General features: G+C 67.5%; 13 protein-coding genes. 7 read left to right on the forward strand and 6 right to left on the reverse strand.

From position 1 onward, the window contains the following. Window positions 1-6: 6 nt before the first annotated feature. Window positions 7-1611 (reverse strand): acyl-CoA carboxylase subunit beta, encoded by a 1605-nt coding sequence (locus FS507_RS12710; protein WP_145943152.1) that lies wholly within the window; start codon window positions 1609-1611, stop codon window positions 7-9. Window positions 1612-1690: 79 nt separating this feature from the next. On the opposite strand from FS507_RS12710, the gene FS507_RS12715 reads away from it, so the two are divergent. From FS507_RS12715 to FS507_RS12735, 5 genes are all read left to right on the forward strand, one after another. Then, window positions 1691-2590 (forward strand): biotin--[acetyl-CoA-carboxylase] ligase, encoded by a 900-nt coding sequence (locus tag FS507_RS12715; RefSeq protein WP_145943153.1) that lies wholly within the window; start codon window positions 1691-1693, stop codon window positions 2588-2590. A gap of 18 nt (window positions 2591-2608) precedes the next feature. Next, window positions 2609-3172 carry a hypothetical protein gene (locus FS507_RS12720; RefSeq protein ID WP_075811139.1) on the forward strand — a complete coding sequence of 188 codons (564 nt, stop codon included), beginning with the start codon at window positions 2609-2611 and terminating at the stop codon, window positions 3170-3172. A 6-nt stretch (window positions 3173-3178) separates the two neighbouring features. After that, window positions 3179-4459, forward strand: a complete 1281-nt coding sequence (locus tag FS507_RS12725) for a 5-(carboxyamino)imidazole ribonucleotide synthase (RefSeq protein ID WP_145943154.1) — start codon at window positions 3179-3181, stop codon at window positions 4457-4459. Between the two features lie 117 nt (window positions 4460-4576). Then, window positions 4577-5053 (forward strand): 5-(carboxyamino)imidazole ribonucleotide mutase, encoded by a 477-nt coding sequence (gene purE / locus FS507_RS12730; RefSeq protein ID WP_145943177.1) that lies wholly within the window; start codon window positions 4577-4579, stop codon window positions 5051-5053. 21 nt (window positions 5054-5074) lie between these two features. Continuing rightward, a complete protein-coding gene (locus tag FS507_RS12735) occupies window positions 5075-6109 on the forward strand; it encodes a YdcF family protein (protein WP_145943155.1) in 1035 nt (344 codons plus the stop codon). Window positions 6110-6120: 11 nt separating this feature from the next. Here the strand turns inward: FS507_RS12735 and FS507_RS12740 are convergent, their stop codons facing one another. From FS507_RS12740 to FS507_RS12760, 5 genes are all read right to left on the reverse strand, one after another. Beyond that, complete coding sequence (locus FS507_RS12740) at window positions 6121-6354, reverse strand: hypothetical protein (protein WP_145943156.1); 234 nt, start codon at window positions 6352-6354, stop codon at window positions 6121-6123. Next, window positions 6351-7169, reverse strand: coding sequence for a carbohydrate ABC transporter permease (locus FS507_RS12745; protein ID WP_145943178.1), 819 nt, complete (start codon window positions 7167-7169; stop codon window positions 6351-6353). Before FS507_RS12745 ends, FS507_RS12740 begins: the two co-directional genes overlap by 4 nt. Then, on the reverse strand, window positions 7169-8215 hold the full coding sequence (locus tag FS507_RS12750) for a carbohydrate ABC transporter permease (protein WP_440130358.1): 1047 nt from the start codon (window positions 8213-8215) through the stop codon (window positions 7169-7171). Before FS507_RS12750 ends, FS507_RS12745 begins: the two co-directional genes overlap by 1 nt. 128 nt (window positions 8216-8343) lie before the next feature. Then, window positions 8344-9609 (reverse strand): ABC transporter substrate-binding protein, encoded by a 1266-nt coding sequence (locus tag FS507_RS12755; protein ID WP_145943158.1) that lies wholly within the window; start codon window positions 9607-9609, stop codon window positions 8344-8346. A gap of 170 nt (window positions 9610-9779) precedes the next feature. Continuing rightward, window positions 9780-10835, reverse strand: coding sequence for an ABC transporter ATP-binding protein (locus tag FS507_RS12760; protein WP_145943159.1), 1056 nt, complete (start codon window positions 10833-10835; stop codon window positions 9780-9782). Between the two features lie 182 nt (window positions 10836-11017). Here FS507_RS12760 and FS507_RS12765 point away from each other — a divergent pair, with 182 nt between their 5' ends. Beyond that, entirely contained in the window at window positions 11018-12181 is a 1164-nt protein-coding gene (locus FS507_RS12765) for a sensor histidine kinase (protein WP_440130359.1), read from the forward strand. A gap of 44 nt (window positions 12182-12225) precedes the next feature. Further along, entirely contained in the window at window positions 12226-13005 is a 780-nt protein-coding gene (locus FS507_RS12770) for a response regulator (protein ID WP_145943160.1), read from the forward strand. Window positions 13006-13125: the final 120 nt, after the last annotated feature.

Genomic DNA, 13125 nt, shown 5'->3' on the forward strand with positions numbered 1-13125 from the left:
ACTCCTCTACAGCGGCAGGTTGCCGTGTTTGCGGGCGGGGGAGTCGACGACCTTGCGTTCCAGCAGCCCGAGACCGTCGATCACCTGGGCACGGGTCCGGGACGGGGGGATGACGGCGTCGACGTAGCCGCGCTCGGCGGCGGCGTAGGGATTGACGAGGTTCTTCTCGACCTCGTCGGTGAGTTCGGCGGTCAGGGCGGCGACGTCCTTCTTCCGACGCTCCGCCTTCGCCAGCGTATCGGCGTGGACGGCGGCGACAGTGTTCTCGGCGTCGGCGTTGGAGATCTGTGCGCTCGGCCAGGCGAAGACGAGGTCGGCACCGATGTTCTTGGACCCCAGGGCGATGTAGGACGTCCCGTACGCCTTGCGGGTCACCACGGTGACGATGCCCACGCTCGCCTCCGCCACGGCGTACAGCAGGGAGGCGGAGCGGCGCAGCAGCCCGTTGCGTTCCTCGTCTCCGCCGGGCATGAAGCCGGGGGAGTCGACGACGAACACGACCGGGAGGTTGAAGGCGTCGCAGGTGCGGATGAACCGGGCCGCCTTCTGTGCCGCGGCGGCGTCCAGCGCTCCCGCGAGGACCATCGGCTGGTTGGCGACGACACCGACACCGCGCCCGCCGACGCGGGCGAACCCGGTGAGGATGTTGCCCGCGAAGTCCGGCTGCAGTTCGAGGAAGGAATCCGCATCCACGATGCCGGCGAGCACGTCGGCGACGTCGTACCCGGCCAACGGGGAGTCGGGGATCACGGAGTCCAGCTGCGCGGCGGAGTCGGCAGAATTACCGTCCGTACCCTCGCTGAACGGCACCGTCGAGCGGTTGTTGGACGGGAGCTGGCCGAGCAGCGTCTGCACGAAGTCCAGTGCAGCGCGGTCGTCTGTGGCGGTGTGGTGCGAGGTGCCTGTGACTGCGGCGTGCGTCGCCGCCGAGCCCAGGTCGTCGGCGGTGACGTCCTCACCGACCACCCGTCGGGTGATCTCAGGGTCGGTCAGGTAGAGCGAGGAGGTTCCGTCCACCATGACGACGACGTCGGCGAGGACCGGCTGGTGGGCCTCGGTACCGGCCGTCGGCCCGGCGATCACAGAGATCTGCGGGACGACCCCGGACATCCGGGTGCGCAGGCGGTACAGGCGTGCGGCCATCCCCAGGGACACCACGCCCTCCTTCACCCGTGCACCGGTCGAGTCGTGCACGCCCACCAGGGGCACACCCGAACGCAGGGCGAGCTCCATGACCTTCACGAGTTTCTCGGCGTGCACCTCACCCACGGTGCCGTCGAACACGGTGCCGTCCTGGGAGAAGATGCAGACCTGGCGGCCGTCGACGGTGCCGTAACCGGTGACGACACCGTCGGACACCGGGCGGGACCGGTCCATGCCGTAGGCATTGGCGCGGTGGCGCGCCAGTGCATCGATCTCGACGAACGAGCCCTCGTCGAGGAGGTGCTCGACCCGTTCGCGGGCGGTGAGCCGGCCGGCCTCGTGGACGGCGCTGACAGCTTCCTCGCCGACCGGTGCCGACGTCTCCTCGAGACGGATCCGGAGGTCCTCGAGTTTCCCTGCGGTGGTAGACGTGTCGACCTGGCGGGGGGCGGGGGTGGGTGAAGTCATGGCCTACAGTCTAGGAGGAAACGGTGCGGGCGTCGCCATACAGGTCGCCCGTGCGCGTGTGGGCGTTATCCTTGTGGCCATGACCGACTCCCCGACCGACTCCCGTGCCCCGCTCGACGCCTCCCGTCTCTCCACCCTCATCCAGGACAGGGACGGCCGTGTCGGGCCCGTCACCGTCGTCGGCACGACGGGGTCGACCAACGCCGACCTGGTGGACGCGTTCCGTGCCGACCCGGGGCTCGCCGACCGCACCGTGGTCGTGGCGGAGGAACAGGTGACGGCGCGGGGCAGGCTGGGACGCCGGTGGTCGGCCCCGGCCGGAGCCCAGGTGATCATGAGTGTGCTGCTCCGCCCGGCGGTGCAGGACGTCCCGACTGAACGGTTCGGGGAGCTTCCGCTGCTGATCGGCGTGGCAGTGGCCGAAACAGCCCGTGCTGTCGGGGTGGACGCCCGGCTGAAGTGGCCCAACGACGTCATCGTCAGGGACAGCGGGCCGGACGAGACTCCCCACGGCTACCGGAAGCTCGCCGGCATCCTCGTTGAAGCGGTGAGCCTTGACCCGGTGGCTGTCGTCGTAGGGGTCGGGTTGAATGCGTCGATCACCGCCGACGAGTTCGCCGAGGCAGGTGTGGAGGCAGGCACCTCGCTGACCGACCAGGGGGCCACCCTGGCGTCGGTGCACGACCGGGAGGCACTGGCCGCCAGCGAGCTGTCGTGGATCGCCGACGTCGACGAGGCGTGGCGTCGTGGCGGTGCGGCCCTGGAGAACCTGCGTCGTCGCTACCGGGAGTTGTCGGCCACACTCGGCACACGGGTCCGCGCCGAGCTCCCGGGTGGGGAAGAGCTCACCGGCACCGCCGTCGACCTTGACGGTCAGGGGGGACTGGTCATCGGGACGACGGCCGGTGAGCGGCGGACGGTCACCGCCGGTGATGTCGTCCACCTGCGGCCGGCGCCCGCCACGGACCAGAGGAACTGAGGAACTAAGGTCTCTGTCGTGCCGAAGATAAATTTCGCCCCGGATGAGGAGGTCCTCGCCGAACTCAGTCCCTCGCGGCGCAGCACCCTGTTCCCGGTCCTGGAACTCGTGGTGATCACCGGCGTGGTCTGGCTCGCGGTCGGGTTGCTCGACTCGTACCTGGGCAGCCTCGCCACCACCTGGGTCGGGTACGTGCCGGACAACATCGCCGACGTGCCCCGGCTGGTCGGTGAATCGGACACCGGCACCGCCACCGCGGCGGTGTGGGGGCGCAGGATCGTCCTGGTGGCATGGGTGTGGTTGAGCTGGCGCAGGTGCCTGCGACACCTGCTGTTCCGGACCCGGAGCCGGATGATACTCACGGATTCCCGCCTGATCACCGCCACCGGACACATGCGCAGTCACATCGGCGAGGTGCCGTTGGCGCAGATCGTGGACGTCCGCGTGCACAAGTCCGAGGTCCGGGTGTTCCTCCGTGGCGGTGGTCGGCCGCTGGTACTGCGGGACGTGCCCTACGCCAAGCGTTTCGCCCGTCTGGTTCATTCCCACATCCCGGTGCACCTGCCACGGCCGCTATACTGAAGCACCGTGACTGACGCGCAGAAGACCCCGGAAGAACCGCTGGACCGATCACATGCCCGGCCGGAGGCGCACTCGCCGGACATGCCGCTGGTCACCGTCATCGGTGACGGGCAGTTGGCCCGCATGATGCAGCAGGCGGGTATCGAGCTCGGCCTCACCGTCCGGCTGCTCGCCGGATCGACCGGTGCCTCGGCGGCCCAGGCCACCGCAGACATCTGGCTGGGTGAGTACACCGACGAGAGCGTCGTCCGCCAGGTGTCCACGGGGGCGGACGCGGTGACCTTCGACCACGAGCATGTACCCAACGACTATCTCGAAGGCCTCATCGCCGACGGCGTGAACGTGCAGCCGCAGCCGTCCGCGTTGATCAATGCCCAGGACAAGCTGGTGATGCGTCAGCGGATGAGGGAGATCGGCGCACCGGTACCCCCGTTCCTCGCCGTGGGGACCGTGGCGGACGCCACCGGATTCTGGGACGCCACCGACGGCGCGGTGTGCCTCAAGGCGCGTCGGGGCGGCTACGACGGTAAGGGGGTGTGGTTCCCGGAGTCGCGTGAGGATCTTGCCGCGCTGGTCGAGGACCTCCTCGCCGAGGGCGTGCCGTTGATGGCGGAGAAGAAGGTGCACCTGGTGCGCGAACTGTCCGCCATGGTGGCCAGGACGCCCTCCGGGGAGATCGCGTCCTGGCCGGTCGTGGAATCGGTGCAGGCCGACGGGATCTGCTACCTCGCCGTGTCCCCGGCGCCGGCGGAGTCGGAGGGACAACGGCGCGTCGTCGACCAGGCACATGAGCTCGCCCGTCAGGTGGCCGCGGAGCTGGGCGTCACCGGCGTTCTCGCCGTCGAGCTCTTCGAGACCGTCGATGAGGCCGGCCAGCCGGAGATCATCGTCAACGAACTGGCGATGCGTCCGCACAATACCGGCCACTGGACCCAGGACGGATGTGTGACCAGCCAGTTCGAGCAGCACCTGCGGGCGGTCCTGGACCGGCCGCTGGGGGCGACGGCTGCGTTGACGGCCACGACCGTGATGGCCAACGTCCTCGGCGACGACACCGCGGACCCGGAGATGCCGATGCACCGGCGTATGGACGAGGTGTGGCGGCGGTTCCCCGAGGCGAAGATCCACCTGTACGGCAAGGACTGGCGTCCGCGCCGCAAGATCGGTCACGTGAACATGTCGCTGCCGTTGGGCAGGGAGGCGACGCCGGACGCGGTGGAGGCTCTGTGTCGTGATGCCCGCCTGGCGTCGGACTTCCTGGTGACGGCGCGCTGGACGGACGCCTGAGTCTCCCGGGCGGGTAGAGTTACCCGCGTGACTACCGAGAGCAGCGCAGAGAACAGCACAGGGCAGAACACCGGTCAGGACGCAGGGCAGGGGCGCACGCCCCTGGTCGGCATCGTGATGGGGTCGGACTCCGACTGGCCGACCGTGGAACCTGCGGCGCAGGTTCTGGCGGAGTTCGGCGTTCCCATGGAGATCGGCGTGGTGTCGGCGCACCGCACCCCCGAGCGGATGCTGGACTACGCCCGTGCAGCGCACACCACCGGGGTCAAGGTGATCATCGCCTGTGCCGGGGGTGCCGCGCACCTGCCGGGTATGGTCGCTGCCGCCACCCCGCTGCCGGTCATCGGTATTCCCCGGGCGCTGAAGAACCTGGACGGGTTGGACTCGCTGCTGTCGATCGTGCAGATGCCGGCCGGTGTCCCCACTGCGACGGTCTCCATCGACGGGGCGAAGAACGCCGGGTTGCTCGCTGTCCGGATGCTCGGTGTGGCTGACCCCCGGCTTCTCGAGGGCATGGTGGCGTACCAGGACCGTATGCGTGATGAGGTTCTGGAGAAGGACCACCGTCTGAAGCAGCAGTTGATGGGCGAGTAGGGACCGGGGAGGAACCTGGGGATGTCGGGGATCCTGCTCGTCACGCTTCTCGTGGCCGTTGCCGTCGCGGCGACGGCGTGGAGTGTGAAGTCACGCTCACGGTGGCGCGGCAACGGACTGATGGTGCTGCTGGTCGCCGAACTCCTGTGGACGTGGCTCATCGTCGCCGCGCACGGGGGCGGGTTCCCGCTTCCGGTGTGGCTGGCGTGGGGGTTCTCACAACTGGTGGTGGCCGGTGTCGGCTGGGTCGTCGCCCGGTGGATGGGGGACGCGCTTCCCGGTGTGGACGGACGTGGCTGGGTCCACCTGAGCACCGTCGTCGCCGCGGCGATGATGCTGACCCTGGGGCTGGGTAGCGCCGTGCTGGCCCTGGCTGCCTGGAGTGCCTGGCGGAGCTGGGGTGTCGGGGTGAATGACGCCCTCATCGTCCTCACGGTCCTCGGTGTTCTGGGCGTGATCCTGTGGCTCGTCGCGGTGGGCACGATGGTCGTCTTCCTCCTTCAGGTCCGTCGGGGACGCCACCGACCTGCGCCGCAGGAGGCGGACGCCGTCGTGGTCCTGGGGGCGGGATTGGCCGCGGACAAGGTCAGCGCCCTGCTCGCATGCCGTTGCGACCGCGGCGCCGCCGCCTGGCGGCACCTGCAGCAGGCGGACCCGACGACGACCGCGCCGCTCATCGTCTCCGGTGGGTGTGGTGATGACGAGCCCTGTACTGAAGCGGAGGCGATGCACCACTACATCGCGGGACGCGGCTTCCCCCGGGATGTGGTCCTGGAGGAGCGTGAGGCCACCGACACGACGGAGAACCTGCATTTCAGTCTTGACCTGCTTGCCGGACAGGGGGTTGAGGGCCCCTTCATCGTGGTGTGCACCTCGGATTTCCACGTGATGCGTACCGAACGCATCGTCGCGATGCTCCGGGAGGAACGGGGTGCCAACGGCCGTCCCTTCGATGCGGTGGTGCTGGGGGCGCCGACACCGAAACCGTCCCTGCCGGCGGCGTACCTGCGTGAATACGTGGCCCTGATGATCCACCGCGTGCTCGGGAGGGCGTGATCCCGGTCGCCTCAGTCGTAGCGGCGCCACCGCCGCCAGACGGCCCACGTCGCAAGCAGCAGTGCGAGCAGCAGCAATGAGGGCCACACCGCGGGGTCGTCCTGGAGCACGTTCCACACGGCCTGCACGAGCGCCAGGACGGTGAAGAACGACAGGAACCCCAGGATCGCCTCCAGGACGGTCCGCCGTCGGCGGTATTCGGAGTGGTCGGGGTTGTCGCGGCGATCGGGGGTCTGCCTGGTCACTTCACGCCACCGGCGGTCAGGCCGGAGACGATGCGCCGCTGGAACACCAGCACCATGATCACCAGCGGGACGGTGACCAGTGCACCGGCGGCCATCGTCGCCGCGTACGGGAACTGGAAGGCGCTCGCGCCGGTGAACCGGGCTATCGCCACGGTGACGGGCTCGGTGGAGGTGGTGGAGAGCTGCTTGGCGAGCATGAACTCGTTCCACGTGGCGATGAACGCGAGGATAGCCGTGGTGAACAGGGCAGGCGCAGCCAACGGCAGAATGACCTTCCGGAACGCCAGGCCACGCGAAGCACCGTCCACGCGGGCAGCCTCCTCAAGCTTCCAGGGCAGTTCCCGGAAGAAGGAGGTCAGCGTGTAGACGGTCAGTGGCAGGACGAAGGAGATGTTCGGGATGATCAGTGCCTGGTAGGTGCCGATCCACCCGATGTTGGTGAACAGCTGGAACAGCGGCGTCACCAGTGCGATTCCGGGGAACATGGAGGCGGCGAGGATGATGCCGGTGACGAAGCCCTTGCCGCGGAAGTCGACACGTGCCAGGGCGTAGGCGGTGAACACGCCGACAACCAGCGCGATGGCGGTGGTCGCTGCACCGATGATCAGGCTGTTGCCGATGGCGCGCAGGAAGTTGTTTCCGGCGTCGGTGGCCAGCGCGTCCTTGAAGTTGTCGAGGGTGAGGTGGCTGGGCACAGGGTTCGTGGAGAAGGTGTAGGCCTTGTCGCGGAACGCGGTGACCACCATCCAGTAGAACGGTGCGAGCGCCCAGATCAGGATGATGATCACGGGCAGGTAGTTGCGGATGACCTTCATCATCGGGTGGCCTCCGGCGTTACTTCTGGGGTCTGGACAGTGGTCTGGCCGGCGGACTGTTCAGAGTCGGCGCCGGGGGTATCGGAAGGAGCGCGGCGTCTCCGGAATCTCCGGGGTCTCGCCGAGCGCGGCATATTCTGCGTCCCGGCGACGTCGGCGCCGAGGAACTTCACCATGACGAAGGCGATACCGAATATCAGCAGGAAGATCAGGGTCGACACGGCGGAGGCGGAGTTGAAGTTGCCGGATTTCGTGTCGGCGATCACCAGCTGGCTGATCACCGCCGTCGGGGAGTTTGTCGATTCACTGATCATGATGACCGGGAGATCGTACATCCGCAGCGCGTCGAGTGTGCGGAACAGCACGGCGACCATCAGCGCGGGTTTGATCAGAGGCAGGGTGATCCGGGTGAACTGCTGCCACCGGGACGCGCCGTCCACCCGTGCCGCCTCGTAGACGCCTCCGGGCACCATCTGCAGTCCGGCGAGGATCAGCAGTGCCATGAACGGCGCCGTTTTCCACACGTCGGCGATGATCACCGCGAACCGGGCAGCCCAGGGGTCCGTCGTCCAGGCGATGTCGAGGCCGAACAGCGAATTGATGATCCCGTCCGGCGCGAAGATGAACTGCCACAGCTTCGCTGTCACGGCCGTGGGAATCGCCCAGGGGATGAGGACGGCTGCGCGCAGCAGGCTGCGCCCCCAGAAACTCTTCGACATGGTGATCGCCATCCACAGGCCGAGGGCGGTCTCCAGGGCGACGGTGACGACCACGAAGAACAGGGTGATCCACAGGGCGGGCCAGAAGTCCGTGGCCAGGTTGCCCGGTGCGCAGGTGGTCGCTTCCCCGGTGGGGGACAGGCAGCGTTGTGTCAGCCAGTACAGGTAGTGGTCGAGGCCGGCGAAGCCGCCGTCGACGAACATCCCCGTGTCCGGGTCGAGGTGCCGGTCGGCCTGGAAGGAGAGGTAGACCGCACGCAGGATCGGGTAGCCGATGACGACGGCGAGCAGGGCCAGGCTGGGGCCGACGAACCACAGGGCACGCAGATCACGTTTCTTCTGGGGGGTAGCGGAAGTCACAGAGTGAACCTTATCGGTAAAACAGGACGCCCGGTATACCGTCGTCGGACGACGGTACCGGGCGTGACTGTCGGTGGAGTCGGGACCAGTCGGTACTAGCCGGTCACGTTCGCGATGGCGGACTCCATGTCACTGGTGGCGTCCTCGACGCTCTTGCCACCGGTGATGGCGGCGTAGGCGTTGTCCTGGACGGCCTTGGAAAGCTCGTCGTAGTTCGGTGAGGCGGCACGGGGCTTCGCGTTCTCCAGGGACTCCTTCAGTGCGGGGAGGTAGGGGAACTCCTCGATCAGCGATTCGTCATCGTAGATGGACGCGAGCACCGGCGGGAAAGACGCCTCCGCGAAGGATCGCTGGTTCTCCTCGTTGATGATGAACTGCATGAAGTCCAGGGCGGTGGCCTTGTTCTCCGAGTTGACGTTGATGCCGTTGTTGTAGCCGCCGAGAGTGGAGACACCGACACCGTCCTTGCCGACGAGCGGCTGCACCTCGACCTTGCCGGCGACGGCGGACCCCTCGGCCTCGGCCTCGCCGTACATGTACGGCCAGTTGACCGCCATGGCGTTCTGGCCCTGGGTGAAGCTGAGGTTCGTCTCTTCCTCGGTCGCGCCGGTGGAGGAGCGGGAGATGGTGCCGTCCTCGTAGGCGTCGACCAGGGCCTGGAGGCCCTCGCGGGACTCGTCCGAGGTCACGGTGACCTCACCGTCGGCGTCGAGGATGCCGCCTCCCCAGCCGTCCATGAAGTTACCTGTGTTGATCGTGAGTGCCTCGACCTGTTTGAGCTGGGTGATGAGGCAGTCATTGTTGTCTGCGGTGACGTCTTCGCAGGTCGAGATGACGTCGTCCCAGTTCTCCGGGGCCTCGGGTGCCATGTCGGTGTTGCGGTAGAGCAGCTGGGCGTTGGTGTTCTGCGGCAGCCCGTAGAGGGTGTCCTGGTATGTGGCGGACTCCACGGTGGCGTCCAGCAGCCCGGAGGTGTCGACCTCCAGGTCGCCCTCCAGAGGTGCGATCCAGCCGTTTGCGGCGAACTGTGCGGTCCAGACGACATCCATCGCCATCACGTCGATGTCCGAGGACCCCGCCTGAAGTCCCCGGACCAGGGTGTCCCGCTGGTCGCCGGCTTCGCCGGCGAGTTCCTGCAGGGAGACCTCCTCGTCCGGATTCTCCTCGTTCCACTTGTCGATGATCGGACGCAGTTTTCCTGTGTCGTTCTTACCCATGGCGAAGGTGATGGGTCCACGGCCGTCGGTGCCGCCGCCCCCGTTGCCCCCGTCATCACTGTCGTCGGAGGAACAGGACACCAGTGCTGCACTGAGTCCGACGGCCGAGACACCGGCCAGGATCTTCTTTGAGAGGTTGGCCATGGCCCGAACCTTTCTGCGTAGGTACGGCTCCGCAGGAAAGCTAAGGAACGCTGCCGACGGAACTCAACAATGAAACGTCACCACACCATGGCGGACTGGTTGTCGCCGCCCGGCGGGTTCTTCGGTTGAGTGTAGTATCTGCAGAGCTGATCCGGGGGAGATCGGGGGTGTCAGTTCACCCGTTGACCGGACACCGCATCGAAGAAGTGCACCCGAGCCTGGGCGGTGAGGGTGACGGAGACGCTCCCCCCGATGGGCGGGAGGTCCTGGCCCACTGCCTGAGATTTCGCGGTGACCTGGCCTGCCCCGGTCTCGGCGTAGACGTTCGAGTCGGCCCCGAGTTCCTCGACCAGCGAGACGGTGCCACGCAGACCGGTGTCTGCGTCGTCGACCACGAGATGCTCGGGACGCACCCCCACCAGCAGGGCACCGTCCACACCCTCCGGACGACGGACACCCAGGCCCTCCAGGACGTCGGCACCGGCGGGCAGATCGAGCAGATTCATCGCCGGCGAGCCGATGAAACCGGCGACAAAGGCATTGACCGGCTCGTTGTAGAGCTTCTGCGGGGTGTCGACCTGCTGGAGCCGACCGTCCCGCAGGACGGCGACCCGGTCGCCCATCGTCATCGCCTCGACCTGGTCGTGGGTGACGTACACCGTGGTCACCCCGAGATCGTGCTGCAGCTTCACGATCTGGGCGCGGGTCTGCACCCGCAGTTTGGCGTCGAGATTCGACAGGGGCTCGTCCATGAGGAAGACCTGCGGCTCGCGGACGATCGCACGGCCCATCGCCACCCGCTGTCGCTGGCCACCGGAGAGGTCCTTGGGCTTCCTGTCGAGGTAGTCGCCCAGGTCGAGAAGCTCGGCGGCGCGTTGGACCCGATCGGCGATCTCCGTTTTCGGACGCTTGGCGATCGACAGAGCGAAGCCCATGTTCTCCCGCACCGACATGTGGGGGTACAGGGCGTAGTCCTGGAACACCATGGCGATGTCCCGGTCGCCGGGTTCGACACCGGTGACGTCGCGTCCCCCGATGGTGACCGTTCCCGCGCTCGTCGGCTCCAGGCCCGCCAGGGACCGTAGGATGGTCGACTTACCGCAGCCGGACGGACCGACGAGGACGAGGAACTCGCCGTCGCCGATACTGAGGTTGAGGTCGGGGACGGTGGGGGAGTCCGCACCCGGGTACCGGATGTCCACATGCGAGAATTCGACGTCTGCCATGGTGGGGAATCATACCGCAGGTCGATCCGTCGCAGGTGGCGACTGCCGTAGGATCTGGGGCTGTGATGGAACAACCAGCATTATCGCGCGCGCCGCAGGCGCAGTCGGGGCCTTTCTGGCGCGACCGGGGGTTCTGGCTGCAGCTGGTGATCCAGTCCGCCGTGTTCTTCCTGTTCGGAGCCATGGACGCGGGTAACGCCTTCTCCTTCGGGCCTGTTATCCCCTCGTGGGTTCTCGTCGGTGGCTACACCCTGGTTTTCGCCGGACTGCTGATCCAACGCTGGCGTGCGGAGACCGGGTTGACCGTCGTCGCCGTGGGGCTTTTCGCCGCAGCGGGGAGTCTCTCCGGGATTTACATTCTGGCCTACCTCGTGGTGTGTTACGAGGCATGGTTCATCTCGGCGTACGTCCGGCGTCGCAGGGGCTTGTGGCTGGCACTGTTGACCGCGGGGTCGGTCGCCACTGTCGTCACGGTCAGCATCATGTCGGGGTCCGGGTGGGCGTGGGGTGCCTCGACGACGGCTGTGGATCCTGCCGGGGAACCGTACACTCCGCCGGACGCCCAGCTCGTGGTGATGGGCGCGATCCTGGGACTGCTCGCGGTGATCTCGATCGGCCTGTTCTGGCAGCTGGGGATGACGACACGTCGCCAGTACGAACGGATGGAGTCCCTCGCCGCGCGGGTGGAGCTCGCCGCAGTCGCCGAACGGACCCGGATCGCCCGGGAGATGCACGACATTGTCGCCCACTCACTGACCGCGGTGATCGCACAGGCCGACGGTGGACGCTATGCCGGGCGGCAGGACCCCTCGAAAGCCATCGAGGCGCTTGACACGATCAGCAGCACCGGCCGGGACGCGCTGGCGCAGATGCGACAGCTGCTCAGCGTGCTGCGCAGTGACCGCAACGGCGGTGGTACGTCCGACGCCAGCCGGGACACCAGCGCACCGCCCGGCGTGTCCGGGGTGGCGGGGCTGGTCGAAGACGCCCGGCGGTCCGGCCTGTCCGTCGACTACGAGGTACTCGGCACCGAGGGCCCGGTCGACGTCGCTGTCGGTCTGACGGTGTACCGGACTGTCCAGGAGTGCCTGACGAACGTCCTGAAACATGCCGGCCCCACCCGGGCCCGGGTGGTCCTGGACTGGAATGTGCCCGGAAAGCTCCGCGTCACGGTGGACAACGCCCCCGGCAACGGCTTCATCGACTCCGATGACTCGGACGACGGTAGGGGGCAGGGGCTGGTCGGGCTGCGGGAACGTGCCCGGATCCACGGAGGCACGGCAGAATGGGGCGCGTCGGAGATGTACGTCGGCGGCTGGCGGGTCGACGTCGTACTCAGTATCTGACAGGACGCCGGTACACGCCGGCACACACCGAGGACAGGGAGACCATGGACGAGACAAGCTCAACATCGACCATCACGGTCGGACTGGCTGACGACCAGCAGCTGGTACGCGCCGGGTTCGGCATGGTGCTGGACTCTCAGCCGGACATCACCGTGGTCTGGCAGGCCGTCGACGGCGCGGAGGCGGTCACTTCGGCCATGTCGCACCCGGTCGACATGATCCTCATGGATGTCCAGATGCCCGAGCTCGACGGTATCGCCGCCACCAGGAAGATCGTCGACTCCGGTATTACCGGACCGTCGGGGGAGCCCACCAGAGTGGTCGTGCTGACCACGTTCGACAACGACGAGTACGTGATGGGATCGATCACCGCCGGTGCCAGCGGTTTCCTGTTGAAGGACGCCGATCCCGAGGAACTCATCGACGCCGTCCGGACGGTCGGAGAGGCGGAGGCCGTGATCTCCCCGAAGGCCACCGCGCGTCTGCTGCGGCAGGTCAGGGGAGGGGTGGGGACGGGTGAGCAGGTTGCCGCTGCGACGCCGCAGACACCCCCGGGTGCCGGTTCCGGCGCTGACACCGCCGCGGCGGCTGCGGCACTGGACCTTCCCGACCCGTTGACTCCGCGTGAACTGGAGATCCTCGTCCTGGTCGCACGGGGGTACTCCAACCCGGAAATCGCCCGGCGCCTGTTCGTCTCCCTGCCGACGGTGAAAACGCACGTCGGCAGGATCCTGGCGAAGACAGACTCGCGGGACCGGGTCCACGCGGTGCTTTTCGCGTTCAGTAACGGACTCGTTGACCCGGTGCGGGTTCTGGAGGAGTGACTGACGGTCATACCCCGGTATGACGTCCGCCGCCCCTAAAGCCGCTGGTAGATCAGCCTGTGGGTCGATGTGGTGGCGCGTGTGTGCGGAGCATCATGGACAGCATGATCACAGTTGAGA

Source organism: Corynebacterium glyciniphilum AJ 3170 (assembly GCF_007673095.1).
Lineage (GTDB): Bacteria > Actinomycetota > Actinomycetes > Mycobacteriales > Mycobacteriaceae > Corynebacterium.

Coding starts and splice junctions, on each gene's coding strand:
- FS507_RS12745 (WP_145943178.1), bottom strand. CDS start 7,169: ATGAAGGTCATCCGCAACTACCTGCCCGTGATCATCATCCTGATCTGG.
- FS507_RS12755 (WP_145943158.1), bottom strand. CDS start 9,609: ATGGCCAACCTCTCAAAGAAGATCCTGGCCGGTGTCTCGGCCGTCGGA.
- FS507_RS12710 (WP_145943152.1), bottom strand. CDS start 1,611: ATGACTTCACCCACCCCCGCCCCCCGCCAGGTCGACACGTCTACCACC.
- FS507_RS12760 (WP_145943159.1), bottom strand. CDS start 10,835: ATGGCAGACGTCGAATTCTCGCATGTGGACATCCGGTACCCGGGTGCG.
- purE (WP_145943177.1), top strand. CDS start 4,577: ATGGGGTCGGACTCCGACTGGCCGACCGTGGAACCTGCGGCGCAGGTT.
- FS507_RS12765 (WP_440130359.1), top strand. CDS start 11,018: ATGGACGCGGGTAACGCCTTCTCCTTCGGGCCTGTTATCCCCTCGTGG.
- FS507_RS12770 (WP_145943160.1), top strand. CDS start 12,226: ATGGACGAGACAAGCTCAACATCGACCATCACGGTCGGACTGGCTGAC.
- FS507_RS12715 (WP_145943153.1), top strand. CDS start 1,691: ATGACCGACTCCCCGACCGACTCCCGTGCCCCGCTCGACGCCTCCCGT.
- FS507_RS12735 (WP_145943155.1), top strand. CDS start 5,075: ATGTCGGGGATCCTGCTCGTCACGCTTCTCGTGGCCGTTGCCGTCGCG.